This is a genomic window from Pseudarthrobacter sp. NPDC058329, from assembly GCF_042879835.1.
Lineage (GTDB): Bacteria > Actinomycetota > Actinomycetes > Actinomycetales > Micrococcaceae > Arthrobacter.
This window is the reverse complement of sequence record NZ_JBHVZR010000001.1, coordinates 841,197-855,059: the sequence shown is the minus strand read 5'-3', so window position 1 is coordinate 855,059 and position 13,863 is coordinate 841,197. Positions and strand designations below refer to the sequence as shown.

Annotated in this window: 13 protein-coding genes; 1 reads left to right on the top strand and 12 read right to left on the bottom strand. The window is 66.2% G+C overall.

Going from position 1 to position 13,863, the window contains the following annotated elements:
* Window positions 1-99: 99 nt before the first annotated feature.
* The 7 genes from pyrF to pyrR are packed head-to-tail and all read right to left on the bottom strand — an operon-like array spanning window position 100 to window position 9,043.
* Complete coding sequence (pyrF, locus tag ACFVYC_RS04080; RefSeq protein ID WP_387546867.1) at window positions 100-960, bottom strand: orotidine-5'-phosphate decarboxylase; 861 nt, start codon at window positions 958-960, stop codon at window positions 100-102.
* Window positions 953-4,267, bottom strand: a complete 3,315-nt coding sequence (gene carB / locus ACFVYC_RS04075) for a carbamoyl-phosphate synthase large subunit (protein WP_387546865.1) — start codon at window positions 4,265-4,267, stop codon at window positions 953-955. The genes pyrF and carB overlap by 8 nt, the downstream gene beginning before the upstream one ends.
* On the bottom strand, window positions 4,267-5,562 hold the full coding sequence (gene carA / locus ACFVYC_RS04070) for a glutamine-hydrolyzing carbamoyl-phosphate synthase small subunit (RefSeq protein ID WP_387546863.1): 1,296 nt from the start codon (window positions 5,560-5,562) through the stop codon (window positions 4,267-4,269). The genes carB and carA overlap by 1 nt, the downstream gene beginning before the upstream one ends.
* Before the next feature lie 4 nt (window positions 5,563-5,566).
* On the bottom strand, window positions 5,567-6,088 hold the full coding sequence (locus tag ACFVYC_RS04065; RefSeq protein WP_387546861.1) for a hypothetical protein: 522 nt from the start codon (window positions 6,086-6,088) through the stop codon (window positions 5,567-5,569).
* A complete protein-coding gene (locus tag ACFVYC_RS04060) occupies window positions 6,088-7,434 on the bottom strand; it encodes a dihydroorotase (RefSeq protein ID WP_387546858.1) in 1,347 nt (448 codons plus the stop codon). Before ACFVYC_RS04060 ends, ACFVYC_RS04065 begins: the two co-directional genes overlap by 1 nt.
* Window positions 7,434-8,459, bottom strand: coding sequence for an aspartate carbamoyltransferase catalytic subunit (locus tag ACFVYC_RS04055; RefSeq protein ID WP_387546856.1), 1,026 nt, complete (start codon window positions 8,457-8,459; stop codon window positions 7,434-7,436). Before ACFVYC_RS04055 ends, ACFVYC_RS04060 begins: the two co-directional genes overlap by 1 nt.
* Window positions 8,456-9,043: a bifunctional pyr operon transcriptional regulator/uracil phosphoribosyltransferase PyrR gene (gene pyrR / locus ACFVYC_RS04050; RefSeq protein WP_387546853.1), complete on the bottom strand. Its 588-nt coding sequence runs from the start codon at window positions 9,041-9,043 to the stop codon at window positions 8,456-8,458. The genes ACFVYC_RS04055 and pyrR overlap by 4 nt, the downstream gene beginning before the upstream one ends.
* 178 nt (window positions 9,044-9,221) lie before the next feature.
* On the opposite strand from pyrR, the gene ACFVYC_RS04045 reads away from it, so the two are divergent.
* Window positions 9,222-10,502, top strand: a complete 1,281-nt coding sequence (locus tag ACFVYC_RS04045) for a PrsW family intramembrane metalloprotease (RefSeq protein WP_387546850.1) — start codon at window positions 9,222-9,224, stop codon at window positions 10,500-10,502.
* A 71-nt stretch (window positions 10,503-10,573) separates the two neighbouring features.
* Here the strand turns inward: ACFVYC_RS04045 and nusB are convergent, their stop codons facing one another.
* From nusB to ACFVYC_RS04020, 5 genes are all read right to left on the bottom strand, one after another.
* Window positions 10,574-10,984, bottom strand: coding sequence for a transcription antitermination factor NusB (gene nusB, locus ACFVYC_RS04040; protein WP_387546847.1), 411 nt, complete (start codon window positions 10,982-10,984; stop codon window positions 10,574-10,576).
* Window positions 10,984-11,547, bottom strand: a complete 564-nt coding sequence (efp, locus tag ACFVYC_RS04035) for an elongation factor P (RefSeq protein WP_066276200.1) — start codon at window positions 11,545-11,547, stop codon at window positions 10,984-10,986. Before efp ends, nusB begins: the two co-directional genes overlap by 1 nt.
* A gap of 155 nt (window positions 11,548-11,702) precedes the next feature.
* The gene (locus ACFVYC_RS04030; RefSeq protein WP_387546843.1) at window positions 11,703-12,221 is read right to left on the bottom strand and encodes a tetratricopeptide repeat protein; all 519 of its coding nucleotides are present in this window, start codon (window positions 12,219-12,221) and stop codon (window positions 11,703-11,705) included.
* A complete protein-coding gene (gene aroB / locus ACFVYC_RS04025) occupies window positions 12,221-13,312 on the bottom strand; it encodes a 3-dehydroquinate synthase (protein ID WP_387546840.1) in 1,092 nt (363 codons plus the stop codon). The genes ACFVYC_RS04030 and aroB overlap by 1 nt, the downstream gene beginning before the upstream one ends.
* Window positions 13,309-13,818, bottom strand: a complete 510-nt coding sequence (locus tag ACFVYC_RS04020) for a shikimate kinase (RefSeq protein ID WP_387546837.1) — start codon at window positions 13,816-13,818, stop codon at window positions 13,309-13,311. The genes aroB and ACFVYC_RS04020 overlap by 4 nt, the downstream gene beginning before the upstream one ends.
* Between the last annotated feature and the right edge of the window lie 45 nt (window positions 13,819-13,863).

The window sequence follows — 13,863 nt, the reverse complement described above, 5'->3', positions numbered from 1 at the left end:
CGGATCTGGGTGGTTACGTCCAAGGGCGGCCGCCGTTGGACATGTCCTGAAACTACCCTTCTGTGCTGCCCGAATCAATGCATCGGAGCGAAACGGCAGCTATTCGCCCCGCAACCCGTCAAGCGTCCGCTGGGCGGCCTCCCGCAAAGCCCGCGGCTGCGGGCCTGCAGAAAGGATGTCCCGGCTGGACGTTCCCAGCACCTGCGGATAGGCGCCACCGAAAGTGGCACGCAGGTGGGCCGGCGTGGCACCCTGCGCTCCCAGGCCCGGCGCCAGGATCGGCCCGCGCATGGCGGCGAGGTCCATATCGAGGTCCGAGAGGGCGGAGCCCACGGTTGCACCCACCACGAGGCCCACTGAGCCGAGTTCCCCCGGGTAGCGGCGGTTTTCCCCTCCGGCTGCCAGGGCGATCCGGCGCGCCACCGAGTCCGCTCCCCCGACGTGCTGTACCGAGGGTCCTTCGGGATTGGACGTCAGGGCAAGGACAAAGACGCCACGTCCCGTGTCGGCTGCCAGGTCAAGGGCCGGACGCAGCGACTCGAAGCCAAGGTAGGGGCTCAGCGTCACCGAGTCAGCGGCCAGCGGCGAACCGTCACGGAGCCAGGCGTCGGCGTAGGCCGCCATGGTGGAGCCGATGTCCCCGCGCTTCGCATCGGCAATGGTGAGCACGCCCTCGTCACGGGCTACGGCAAGAAGTTCCTCCAGCACAGCCATCCCGGCGGAGCCGTGGCGCTCGTAAAGCGCCACCTGCGGCTTCACCGCGGCAGCGAGGGAGGCGACTGCCTCGAGGACTGTCAGGGAGAACGCGCGCAGGCCCTCGACGTCGTCGTTCAACCCCCAGCCGGCCAGCAGGGACGGATGCGGGTCAATGCCCACGCACAAGGGGCCGCGGGCGGCCATGGCGGCGCCGAGCCGGGAGCCAAAGGACTCCCGGCCGGCGCCTGCTACCTGCTCAGGCATGCTGCAGGGCCGCCTTCTGGGACTCGGCAAGGGCTGCGGCGTGCTCCTGCAGGCTGGTGACGGACCATTCGTAGGTGCGCATGGCCTCGATCGCCTGGACGGCGGCGTTGAACTCGGCCACCGTGGTGATGCAGGGGATGCCGATGGACGTGGCTGCGGCACGGAGTTCGTAGCCGTCGCTGCGGGCTTCGCCGCCCGAGGGGGTATTGAAGACCATATCGATCTCCCCTGCGATCACGAGGTCGGCGATGGTGCCTTCACCTTCGGCGCTGCTGCCTTCCGCCACCTTGCGGACCGGGGTGGCCTGGATGCCGTTGCGGCGCAGGACATCGGCGGTGCCGCCGGTGGAGACGATTTCAAAGCCGAGGTCGGAGAGCCGCTTGACGCCCATGATCACAGAACGCTTGTCGCGGTTTGCCACGGAGACGAAGATCTTGCCTTCGGTGGGCAGCGCGTTGTTGGCCGCTGCCTGGCTTTTGGCAAACGCGGTGTCGAAGTGCTTGTCAATGCCCATGACTTCGCCGGTGGAGCGCATTTCCGGTCCGAGCAGGGAGTCAACCACCTTGCCCTCCACGGTGCGGAAGCGGCTGAACGGCAGGACAGCCTCCTTGACGGACACCGGGGCGTCCAGGGGAAGTGTTGAGCCGTCGCCCACCTCGGGCAGCATCTTGTAGGCGCTGCGCAACTGGTTGATGGTGACGCCAGTGCCGATCAGGGCCGCAGCCTTGGCCATCTGCACGCCGGTGGCCTTGGACACGAACGGTACGGTGCGGGAGGCGCGCGGGTTCGCTTCGAGGACGTACAGCACGTCCGAGGCCAAGGCGAACTGGATGTTGATCAGGCCGCGGACACCCACGCCTTCGGCGATGGCCCGGGTTGCCGTCCGCACCCGCTCCAGGACGTTGGTGCCCAGGGTGATGGGCGGCAGGACGCACGCCGAGTCGCCGGAGTGGATGCCGGCTTCCTCGATGTGCTCCATGATGCCACCGAGGTACATGTCCGTGCCGTCGAAGAGGGCGTCGACGTCGATTTCGACGGCGTCCTCCAGGAAGCGGTCGATCAGCACCGGGTGGTCCGGGGTGATTTCCGTGGCGTTGGCGATGTAGCGGGACAGGTTGGGCTCGTCGTAGACGATCTCCATGCCGCGGCCGCCGAGCACGTAGGACGGCCGGACCAGGACGGGGTAGCCGATCTCGTCGGCGATCTTCTTGGCGTCCTCGAAGGACACGGCGGTGCCGTTCTTCGGGGAGATCAGGCCGGCTTTGTCCAGGACCCGCGAGAACGCACCGCGGTGCTCGGCGAGGTCAATGGCTTCCGGGGAGGTGCCAAGGATGGGCACGCCCGCGTCCGCCAGCTGCTGGGCAAGCTTGAGGGGGGTCTGGCCGCCGAGCTGGACGAAGACGCCCATCACTCCGCCGGTGCGTTCCTCGGCCGCGATGACCTCCAGCACGTCCTCGAGCGTCAGCGGCTCAAAGTACAGGCGGGTGGAGACGTCGTAGTCCGTGGACACCGTTTCCGGGTTGCAGTTGACCATCACCGTCTCGTAGCCGGCCTTGCGCAGCGCCATGGAGGCGTGGACGCAGGAGTAGTCGAACTCGATGCCCTGGCCGATGCGGTTGGGCCCGGAGCCGAGGATCAGGATGGACGGCTTGGAGTGCAGCGCAACCTCGTCCTCCTCGTCGTAGGCCGAGTAGTGGTACGGGGTGTAGGCGGCAAATTCCGCGGCGCAGGTGTCCACGGTTTTGTAGACGGGACGGATGCCCAGCGCCTGGCGGACACCGCGGACCACTGCTTCGGAGTTGTGCGTGAGCGCTCCGATCTGCTCGTCGGAGAAACCGTGCCGCTTGGCGCGCTGCAGCATGTCCGCCGTCAATGCCCCGGCCTGGCGGATTTCGCGGGAGATCTCGTTAAGCAGCTGGAGCTGGTCCAGGAACCAGGGGTCGATCTTGGTGGCCTCGAAGAGGTCCTCCACGCTGGCGCCGCCCAGCAGGGCGCGCTGGACCTGGTGCAGCCGGTCCGTCGTGGGGCGCTTTGCCTTTTCGATGAGCTCAGCGACTTCCCATTCCGGGACGGAGCTGAAGTCCAGCTGGGAGCCCTTCTGCTCGAGCGACCGCAGCGCCTTCTGCAGCGCCTCGGTGAAGTTGCGGCCCATGGCCATGGCCTCGCCCACCGACTTCATGGTGGTGGTTAGGGTGTTGTCCGCTGCCGGGAACTTCTCGAAGGCGAAGCGCGGTACCTTCACCACAACGTAGTCCAGCGTCGGTTCGAAGGACGCGGGGGTCTTCTGGGTGATGTCGTTGGGGATCTCGTCCAGCGTGTAGCCCAGGGAGAGCTTGGTGGCGATCTTGGCGATGGCGAAGCCGGTGGCCTTGGAGGCCAGCGCCGAGGAGCGGGACACACGGGGGTTCATCTCGATGACCACCACGCGGCCGGTGGCCGGGTCGATGGCGAACTGGATGTTGCAGCCGCCGGTGTCCACGCCCACTTCGCGGATCACGGCGATGGAGATGTCGCGCAGCCGCTGGTATTCGCGGTCCGTCAGGGTGAGGGCCGGTGCCACTGTGATGGAGTCACCGGTGTGGACGCCTACGGGGTCGAAGTTTTCGATGGAGCAGACCACAACGACGTTGTCGTTCTTGTCCCGCATCATCTCGAGCTCGTATTCCTTCCAGCCGAGGATGCTCTCTTCGAGGAGCACCTCGCTGGTGGGGCTGTACTGCAGGCCCTGGCCCACGATGCGGCGGAGGTCATCCTCGTTGTAGGCAAGGCCCGAGCCCAGGCCGCCCATGGTGAAGGAGGGCCGGACCACCATGGGGTAGCCCAGGTCGTCCGCGGCCTTCAGTGCTTCGTCCATGCTGTGGATGATGTGGCTGCGCGCGGATTCGGCGCCGCAGCGCTCCACCACGCCCTTGAACTTTTCGCGGTCCTCGCCGAGTTCGATCGCGGCGATGTTGGCGCCGATGAGCTCTACGTTGTACTTCTCGAGCACACCGTTCTTGTCCAGCGCGATGGCCGTGTTCAGCGCGGTCTGACCGCCCAGGGTGGGCAGCACGGCGTCCGGGCGTTCCTTGGCGATGATCTTCTCCACCACCTCCGGGGTGATGGGTTCGATGTAGGTGGCATCGGCAAACTCGGGGTCGGTCATGATGGTGGCCGGGTTGGAGTTGACCAGGATGACCCGCAGGCCCTCCTCCTTGAGGACACGCAGCGCCTGGGTGCCGGAGTAGTCGAATTCGGCGGCCTGGCCGATGACGATCGGGCCCGAACCAATGACGAGGACGCTCTTGAGATCTGTACGTTTCGGCATTACTTCTTGTCCTCAGTCTTGTTGTCGTTTTTGTGGTCCGCGACTGCGTTCTCCGCGTTCGCGGGATGCGCAGAGTCCACCGGGTCCTTTGACAGGTTGGCGGTCCTGCCGTCCCGGGTCCCTTCCATCAGGTCGATGAAGCGGTCGAACAGATAGGCGGCGTCGTGCGGGCCGGCTGCTGCCTCGGGGTGGTACTGCACGGAGAAGGCGGGGATGTCCAGGCAGGCGAGGCCTTCCACCACGTCATCGTTCAGGCTGACGTGGCTGACCTCGACGCGGCCGTACCGTTCCTCGGGGGCCTGGGTGGCGCCGTCGAGCGGAGCATCCACCGCGAAGCCGTGGTTCTGGGAGGTGATCTCCACCTTGCCGGTGCGGCGGTCCATCACGGGCTGGTTGATGCCGCGGTGGCCGTAGCGCAGTTTGTACGTGCCGAAGCCAAGCGCGCGTCCCAGGATCTGGTTGCCGAAGCAGATACCAAAGTAGGGCAGTTTCTCGTCCAGCACGGAGCGGAGCAGCGTGACCTGGGCGTCGGCCGTGGCGGGGTCACCGGGGCCGTTGGACATAAAGAAGCCGTCAGGGTTGACGGCCTTAACGTCCTCCAGGGTGGCGGTGGCCGGGAGCACGTGGACGCGGACGCCGCGCTCGGCAAACCGGACGGGGGTCATGGCTTTGATGCCGAGGTCGACGGCGGCGATGCTGAAGCGCGGTTCGCCGTCCCAGCCGTGGTCTCCGGGTTCAACGACGTATGCCTCGTCAACGCTGACTTCCTCGGCCAGCCGTGCACCTTCCATCGGGGCGCTGGCCAACACGGTGTCCACCAGTTCCTTGTCCGTGGCCTGCGCGGCGTCACCGGAGAAGATACCGGCGCGCATGGTCTTGTGTTCGCGCAGGTGGCGGGTGATCGCGCGGGTGTCCACACCCTGGATGCCTACGATGCCGTGCTCCACCAGTTCCTCGTCCAGCGAACGCTCGGAGCGCCAGTTGGACGGGCGGCGGGCGGCGTCGCGGACTACGTAGCCGGCCACCCAGATGCGGCGCGACTCGGCGTCGTCATTGTTTACGCCGGTGTTGCCGATGTGGGGGGCGGTCTGCACCACCAGCTGGCGGGCGTAGGAAGGGTCCGTGATGGTTTCCTGGTAGCCGGTCATGCCGGTGGCAAAGACTGCCTCGCCCAATGCGGTTCCGGTGGCTCCGTAGCTGCTTCCGCGGAAGATGCGGCCGTCTTCGAGGACCAGCGCAGCGGGAACTGATACCGGAGCGGAAACTGGGGCTGTTACTGCTGTATTTGTTGTCACTGTCTTACTTTCCACTATTGGCGTCAGCCGCGGGGGCCGAAGAAATCAATTCCTGAAGTGCTGCGAACAGGACGTTCCTGTCCTCTGCGCGGCGGGTCCGGAAACCGGTGTCCAGCTCGTGGCTGCCGTGCGTCCACGACAGCACCAGCAGGCCGTCCTTCTCTACAAATTTGCCGGCCATGCCGCTGTCCAGACGCACCCCGGTGAGGGACGCGGCGGGAACGTACAGCGCCGGCGCTCCGGCGCGGTCAATGAGGACACCGTGCGGGTACGCCGCCAGCGTGGCATTGGTCCGGATTCCGAGCCCGTGCACCGCGATCCGGTCCAGCCAGTCACCGCCGGTGGTGGACGCGACGTACTGCCCCTCGGCGGTGGTGAGCGGCTCCCCCGGCGCCGCGGGCACCACAGGAAGCTGCTCGACGTCGGCCTGGCGCTTTAGGCGGTTCCGCCAGCCAACCCAGATGAGGCCGAACGCTGCGGCGATGAGCGCCAGCGTAATGACCAGCGAAAGCAGCTGGGTATCCATCAGGCTGCGCCCACCGAAGCGGCGTGCGGGTACGGGGTGTTGAGTTCACCGTCGAGGACAGTGGGGTGTCCCTTGAAGAACGTAGCCACAACCTTGCCGGGCAGTTCCATGCCCTTGAACGGGGAGTTCCGGCCCATCGTTGCCATCTTCGAAGGCTCGACTGTCCAGCGCGCGGCCGGGTCCACCAGGATGACGTTGGCGGGCTCCCCTGCCTCCAGCGGACGGCCCTGGTCTTCGAGGCGGCCGATCCTGGCGGCGGCCGCGGAGGTCACGCGTGCAAAGTCTGCCCAGGTGAACAGGCCGGTTTCGATCATGGTGTGCTGCACCACGGACAGCGCAGTTTCCAGTCCGGTCATGCCCATGGCCGCCTGCGCCCACTCGCATTCCTTGTGTTCGCTGGGGTGCGGCGCATGGTCAGTACCTACGACGTCGATGGTGCCGTCCGCGAGGCCCGCACGCAGGGCCTGGACATCAGCGTCGGTACGCAGCGGCGGGTTGACCTTGTACACGGGATCGTAGCTGCGGACGAGGTCATCGGTGAGCAGCAGGTGGTGCGGGGTGACCTCTGCGGTGACGTTGATGCCGCGCTCCTTGGCCCAGCGGATGATCTCCACCGAGCCTGCCGTGGAGACGTGGCAGACGTGCAGGCGGGAACCGACGTGCTGGGCCAGCAGCACGTCGCGGGCGATGATGCTTTCCTCGGCCACGGCGGGCCACCCTGCGAGTCCAAGCACGGCTGAGACTTCGCCCTCGTTCATCTGGGCGCCGGCGGTCAGCCGGGGTTCCTGCGCGTGCTGGGCCACCACGCCGTCGAACGCCTTGACGTATTCCAGCGCCCTTCGCATGAGGACGGGATCGTGGACGCAGATGCCGTCGTCGGAGAACATCCGCACCCTCGCCCGGGAGTCCGCCATGGCGCCGAGCTCCGCGAGCTGCTCGCCGGCCAGCCCCACTGTCACAGCACCTACGGGGCGCACGTCCACCCAGCCGGCCTTCCGGCCCAGGCTGTACACCTGCTCCACCACTCCGGCGGTATCGGCAACCGGCGTGCTGTTGGCCATGGCGTGGACGGCGGTGTACCCGCCCAAGGCAGCGGCGCGCGTCCCGGTTTCAACTGTTTCCGCGTCCTCGCGGCCGGGCTCGCGGAGGTGCGTGTGCACGTCCACCATGCCGGGCAGCGCCACCAGGCCGGCGGCGTCGATGACGATGGCGCCTTCAGCTGAACCTTCGGCGGTAAGGCCGGTTCCGGTTTCGGCGATGACTCCGTCGCGGATCAGCAGGTCGGCCGGTCCGCCGCCCAGGATCGAGGCCCCGCGGATCAGATAGGTTCCGGTGTTGGCTGACATCAGTTGCTCTCCTTGGTGGATTGGGTGCCGGTGTACGCCAGGGCGGGGGTGGCGGCTGGTTCGCGGGTGTCCCCGGAGAGCAGCAGGTAAAGGGCGGCCATGCGCACGGACACGCCGTTGCGCACCTGGGCCAGGACGGTGGAGCGGGGGGAATCGGCGGCGGCAGCGGAAATTTCCAGGCCCCGGTTCATGGGGCCCGGGTGCATGATGATGGTGTCCTTCATGCCCAGGGTGTCCAGCGCCCGCAGCCGGTTGTCGTCGAAGCCCCACCTTCGGGAGTATTCCCGGGTGCTGGGGAAGAAGGAGGCGTTCATGCGTTCGCCCTGGACGCGGAGCATCATCACGGCGTCAACGCCCTGCGCGATGGTCTCGTCCATGTTGTAGCTGACCTTGCAGGGCCACTTTTCGACGCCGATGGGCAGCAGGGTGGGCGGCGCCACGAGGGTGACGTCGGCACCGAGCGTACGCAGCAGCCAGACGTTGGAGCGGGCGACGCGTGAATGGAGGACGTCGCCGGCGATGGCCACGCGCATTCCTTTGAGGTCTGCGCCCTCGGAGCCGGTTCCGGACAGGCGTGCCCAGTGCCGGCGCATGGTGAACGCGTCCAGCAGTGCCTGCGTGGGGTGTTCGTGGGTGCCGTCACCGGCGTTGATGACGGCGGCGTCGATCCAGTCCGTGGCAGCCAGCCGGTGCGGTGCACCTGAGGCCCAGTGCCGGATCACCACGGCGTCCGCTCCCATCGCGGACAGCGTCTGGGCGGTGTCTTTGAGGGACTCCCCCTTGGAGACTGAGGAGCCCTTGGCGGCGAAGTTGATGACGTCCGCGGACAGGCGTTTGGCGGCAGCTTCAAAGGAGATGCGGGTGCGGGTGGAATCCTCGAAGAAGAGGTTGACCACGGTGCGCCCGCGGAGGGCGGGCAGCTTCTTGACCTCGCGGTCCCCCACGGCAGCCATTTCCTCGGCGGTGTCGAGGATGCGGATGGCGTTGGCCAGGCTGAGGTCTTCAGTGGAGAGCAGGTGCTTCACGAGCGGCCCTCGATCACAACTTCGTTGACGGGGGTGCCGCCGGGGGCGGTGTCGGTTTCCTCGAGCCGGACCCGAACCTTCTCGGCAGATGACGTGGGCAGGTTCTTGCCTACGTGGTCTGCGCGGATGGGCAACTCACGGTGGCCGCGGTCGATCAGCACGGCGAGCCGGACGATACGGGGCCGGCCCAGGTCCACAAGGGCGTCGAGGGCGGCACGGATGGTGCGTCCCGAGTACAGGACGTCATCAATGAGGACAACCACCTTGTTATCGATGCCCGTGCGCGGGAGCTTGGTGGGGTATGGCGGGCGCGTGCCCTGGTGCGAAAGGTCGTCCCTGAACATAGTGACGTCCAGCTGGCCGACAATCGCCGCGGCGTCCACGGTGGGATCTGCGGCGGCAATCTTCCCGGCAAGCCTGACGGCCAGGGGATAGCCGCGGCGGGGAATGCCGAGCAGGACGAGGTCCCGGGAACCTTTGTTGGCTTCGAGGATCTCATGGGCGATACGAGTGAGGGCCCGGTCTATGTCCGCCTGGCTAAGGACTACCCTGGCTGGAACCGGTGCGCTGGTGACAGAAGTCAACGCTCGTCTCCCCTTTCCCCGCCTCACAGGACGGAATTAAAAAAGGATTATGTGCGCTCCAAAATTACCACACGGGCCCGGCGGGACCCGTGCCGGGAAGACGCGTTGATGGTCACACCGCCGAGGCTCGTGCGGGGACTAATTGGACGTGTGGCGGGAGCCACCTAGGCTTTCGGGTATGTCGATGCATCCCCGCTACCCTGCGTCCGGACCACCCGAAGATCCGCTTCGTGGAGCGGGCACACCGCTCCCCCGCGATGCCAACCCGAGCTGGATGGGGCACGTACAGCCGGAGAACTACCGTTCTGCGCCCGGGCACCAGGGCCGCCCCGTGGCTACCGTGGTGCCGCCGCAGTTGCAGGGGACGGTGGTCAAGGCGGGCCGGACCCGCAGCGGCGGGTTGCTGGGACTAACCATCGGCGGCAGTGCCCTGGCTTTCCTCAGCCTTTTCCTGGTGGTCCCGTTCCTGCTCTCGAACACGGGCCCGGCCGGGTTCCTGGTGGGATTCCTGGCCTCGCTCATTCCCCTGTCGGTGGTGCTCCTGGCGGTGTACGTCATCGACAAGTGGGAGCCCGAGCCAAAGCGGCTCCTCTACTTCGCGTTCACTTGGGGCGCTGCGGTGTCCATCGCCGTCACCCTGCTCATCCAGCCGCTTTTTGTGCTGGGCTTCCAGTTATCCGACGGAGCCGACCTGCAGACCTACATGGCCACGGTGCAGGCACCGATTGTTGAGGAGTTCGCCAAGTCGCTGGGGCTGCTGCTGCTGCTCCTGCTGGCCCGGAAGCACTTCGACGGGCCCGTGGACGGGGTGGTCTTTGCGTTCACCATCGCTGGCGGCTTCGCCTTCACCGAAAACATCCTGTACTTCGGCCGGGCAATCGCGGAATCGGCGGACCCGGCCGGCGACTTCGCCCAGGTGTTTTTCCTCCGCGGCGTGATGTCCCCATTCGCCCATGCGATCTTCACGGGCACCACCGGACTGATAATGGGCTTCGCCGCCAGGCGCTGGCACGCGGGGGCGTCGGTAGCCGCTTTCTTTGTGGGGCTGCTCCCGGCCATGTTCCTGCACAACCGCTGGAACAGCATGGGCCAGGGCTTCCTGCTGGATTACATCCTGGTACAGGTTCCCATCTTCGTCCTGGCCGTAGCGGGCATCATCCTCCTGCGCGTGGCGGAGAAGCGGCTGACACGACAGCGCCTGCTCGAATACTCCGCCGCCGGCTGGTTTACCCCTGCCGAGGTGGAGCTCCTCGCCACGTTGGGCGGCCGCCGGACCGCGCTGAACTGGGCGGGCAGCTACGGCAAAAAGCGGCAGATGAAGGAGTTCCTGAAAGCGGCGACGCAGCTGGCCAACACCCGGCAGCGCATCCTCAGTGGCCGCGACGTGCAACTGCACCAGGCTGAGGAGCGCCGGCAGCTGCAGCGGGTGCTGGCCCTGCGGGCCACCGTCGCCGGCTGACCAGGCTGCTTAACTGCGAAAGGGCTGGCCTCCACCGTGGTGGAGGCCAGCCCTTTTTGCGTTTCTGCCAGCTAAGCGAGCAGGGAAGGCTTCAACTGCTGCAGCCGGCCTAGGAGGCCGTTGATGAACTGCGGCGACTCGTCGGTGGAGAGCGTCTTGGCCAGCGCCACTGCTTCGCTCACCGCCACCCCGTCCGGGACGTCGTCGTTGTACAGGAGCTCCCAGGTGCCGATCCTCAGGATGATGCGGTCCACCGAGGGCATCCGCTCAAGGGTCCAGCCCTGTGAGTACGTTTCGAGGAATTCATCGATGGCGGCCTGCTGGGACAGCACACCCTCAACGATTTCCAGGGTGTAGGGATTGACGATCTGGTCCGTCTTCTCCCGGCGTGCCCGGAGTACATCGAACGCTGAAACCGAGCGCTGCTCGGCTTCAAAAAGAACATCCAGCGCCCTGTTACGGGCTTTACCGCGTGCGCTCACTACTCGGTGACCCGGCCGAGGTAGCTGCCGTCACGGGTGTCAACCTTGACCTTGGTGTTGTTCTCGATGAACAGCGGAACCTGGATCTCGTAGCCGGTTTCCAGGGTTGCGGGCTTGGTGCCGGCGGACGAGCGGTCGCCCTGCAGGCCCGGCTCGGTGTAGGTGATCTCAAGGACCACGCTCGGCGGCAGTTCAATGTACAGCGGGTTGCCCTCGTGGATGGCGATGTTGACCATCTGGTTCTCAAGCATGAAGTTGGTGGCGTCGCCAACGGTTGCCCCGGAAACCGTGATCTGGTCGTAGTCCGAAGTGTCCATGAACACGAAGTCCGCGCCGTCCTGGTACAGGTACTGGTAGTCGCGGCGGTCAACGGTAGCAGTCTCGATCTTCAGGCCGGCGTTGAACGTCTTGTCCACGACCTTTCCGGACATCACGTTGCGCATCTTCGTACGCACGAAGGCGCCGCCCTTGCCCGGCTTGACGTGCTGGAATTCGATGATGTTCCAGAGCTGGCCCTCGAGCTTCAGGACCGTTCCGTTCTTGATGTCGTTAGTGGTTGCCACTGGTTTCCTCTGGTTTCTTTGTCTGGTCGCGTTGTCAGACGTTGTATGCCGGGCCGGCCTGCCGAAACGGCCTGCCTGCGCGTGTTTGTCAAAAATCCAAGAACCATTCTACCGGTAAATCGGCATGGCCCTCTGTCCGGTCCCGGAGGACGGCGTCAGCAGGCCAGGTCCAGGACGTCCCGCGCCCGCTGCAGGGCCACCGTTGATGAGTAGATCAGCGACGCGTCAGCTGACTCTGCAACCCGAAGATCCAGGGCCCGGGCGAAGGATTCCACTGCCGCCGAAGTCTGCCCGGCGGCGTACTGGGTCTTTCCCAGGAACTGCAGCACCAGCGCCTCGCGGGGCGTCCCCTGCACTTCAGCGAGCAGCTGGCGGAACAGCTCCACGGCACGGTCCGAGCGGTTGGAGACCCGGAGGACTTCAGCCTCGAACGCGCGCAGCCTAAAGGATTCCGGATCCCTGAACCGCGCTTCGGCCAGCAGCTCAGCCGCTTCGGCGGCATGCCCTTCAACCAGGAGGACAAAAATGTGGTCTGCGGGGTCGGCGGAGACCGCCAGCGCTTCCCTGCAGGCGTCCTCGTTCACGATTTGCGGGAGCAGGGTTTCGGGGTTGATGCGGATTCCGGGGAACCCGGCCTCCGGCCAGTCAGCTGTGCCTTCCATGTCGCCCTGCATCAGGAGGCGATTTCCTGGTAGGCGGCGAACAGCAGCGAGGTGTCCGGGACGTCAAGGATTCCGGGCTTGGCCACTCCGTCGAGGACAACAAAGCGCAGCAGGTCGCCACGGGATTTTTTATCGCGGCGCATGCCGTCCAGCAGGCCCTGCCACCGGTCCCTGCGGTAGGTAACGGGGAGTCCCAGTCCATCGAGGATGGTGCGGTGACGGTCGGCGTCTGCGTCGCTGAGCCTGCCAACGCTCCGGGCGAGTTCGGCGGCAAACATCATGCCCACGGACACGGCCGCGCCGTGGCGCCAGGAGTAGCGTTCCACCAATTCGATGGCGTGGCCAAGCGTATGTCCGTAGTTCAGGATTTCGCGGAGCCCGGATTCCTTGAGGTCTTCGGAGACAACCCTTGCCTTGACCGCGATGGCACGTTCAATGAGTTCCCGGAGGACGGCGGACTGCGGGTCCACTACCCCTTCCGGGTCCTTCTCGATGAGGTCGAGGATGGCGGGATCTGCGATGAAGCCGCACTTGATGACCTCTGCCATTCCGGAGATGATCTCGTTTCTTGGCAGGGTGTTCAGCGTGTCCAGGTCCGCCAGCACGGCCGCGGGCGGATGGAACGCGCCCACCAGGTTCTTGCCTTCGGCGGTGTTGATGCCGGTCTTGCCGCCCACTGAGGCGTCCACCATGCCCAGAAGGCTGGTGGGCATGTGGATGACCTTGATGCCGCGCAGCCAGGTGGCGGCGACGAAACCGGCGAGGTCGGTGACGGCGCCTCCCCCGACGGCCACAATGGCGTCCGAGCGGGTGAAGTCGTTCTGCCCGAGGACCTGCCAGCAGAAGGCTGCCACCTGGATGTGCTTGCCTTCTTCGGCGTCGGGAATTTCGGCAGTGAGGGAGGTGAAACCTGCTGCCGCGAGCTCGTCGCGGACGGTGTCGCCGGTGAGCCGCAGGGCACGCGGGTGGATTACCAGGACCCGCCGGACGCGCTCACCGAGCAGGCCGGGAAGGTCCCCCAGCAGCCCCCGTCCCACCACGACGTCGTAGTTGTTACCGGCGGATTCGCCCGTGACCTTGATGACTGTTGATTCGGCGCTCACTTTTCAACTTCCTGTTTGGCAGCTGCGTAGTCCCGCAGTGCTGCTTCCAGCCGGCGTCCCAGCTCGGAAACCGAGCCGTGGCGCACGTCCAGGGTTATGTCTGCCAGCCGTTCATAGACGGGCTTGCGGGTGGCGAACATGGCCGTCCAGCGGCCCATCGCGTCTCCCGCCAGCAGCGGCCGCCCCGAATTCCGGGCAATGCGGCCCGCAACGGTGCTGGCGTCGCATTCCAGGTACACCACGGTGCACCGGCTGATGAGCTGCTGGGTTCCGGAATCAAGAACTGCACCGCCGCCCAGGGAGATGACTGTGGCCGTGCCTTCCGCTGCCTCGACCACGTCCGCCACCGTCCGCGCCTCTATTTCACGGAATGCGTGTTCGCCGCGGCCGGCGAAGATGTCCGAGATGGATCCGTGGGCTGCCACAATGACGGCGTCGGTGTCCACGAACGGGGCACCGAGCTGGTGGGCCAACTGCAGCCCGATTGCGGATTTGCCTACGGCCATGGGCCCGATGAGAACCACCGGACAGCCCATGGGCGGGGTTTTGTT

Bases quoted from the DNA above. Each gene is read 5' to 3' on its own strand.
- ACFVYC_RS04030 (WP_387546843.1), bottom strand. From the start codon at position 12,221: ATGCAGGGCGACATGGAAGGCACAGCTGACTGGCCGGAGGCCGGGTTC.
- ACFVYC_RS04045 (WP_387546850.1), top strand. From the start codon at position 9,222: ATGTCGATGCATCCCCGCTACCCTGCGTCCGGACCACCCGAAGATCCG.
- carB (WP_387546865.1), bottom strand. From the start codon at position 4,267: ATGCCGAAACGTACAGATCTCAAGAGCGTCCTCGTCATTGGTTCGGGC.
- ACFVYC_RS04060 (WP_387546858.1), bottom strand. From the start codon at position 7,434: ATGTCAGCCAACACCGGAACCTATCTGATCCGCGGGGCCTCGATCCTG.
- ACFVYC_RS04020 (WP_387546837.1), bottom strand. From the start codon at position 13,818: ATGGCCGTAGGCAAATCCGCAATCGGGCTGCAGTTGGCCCACCAGCTC.
- ACFVYC_RS04065 (WP_387546861.1), bottom strand. From the start codon at position 6,088: ATGGATACCCAGCTGCTTTCGCTGGTCATTACGCTGGCGCTCATCGCC.
- pyrF (WP_387546867.1), bottom strand. From the start codon at position 960: ATGCCTGAGCAGGTAGCAGGCGCCGGCCGGGAGTCCTTTGGCTCCCGG.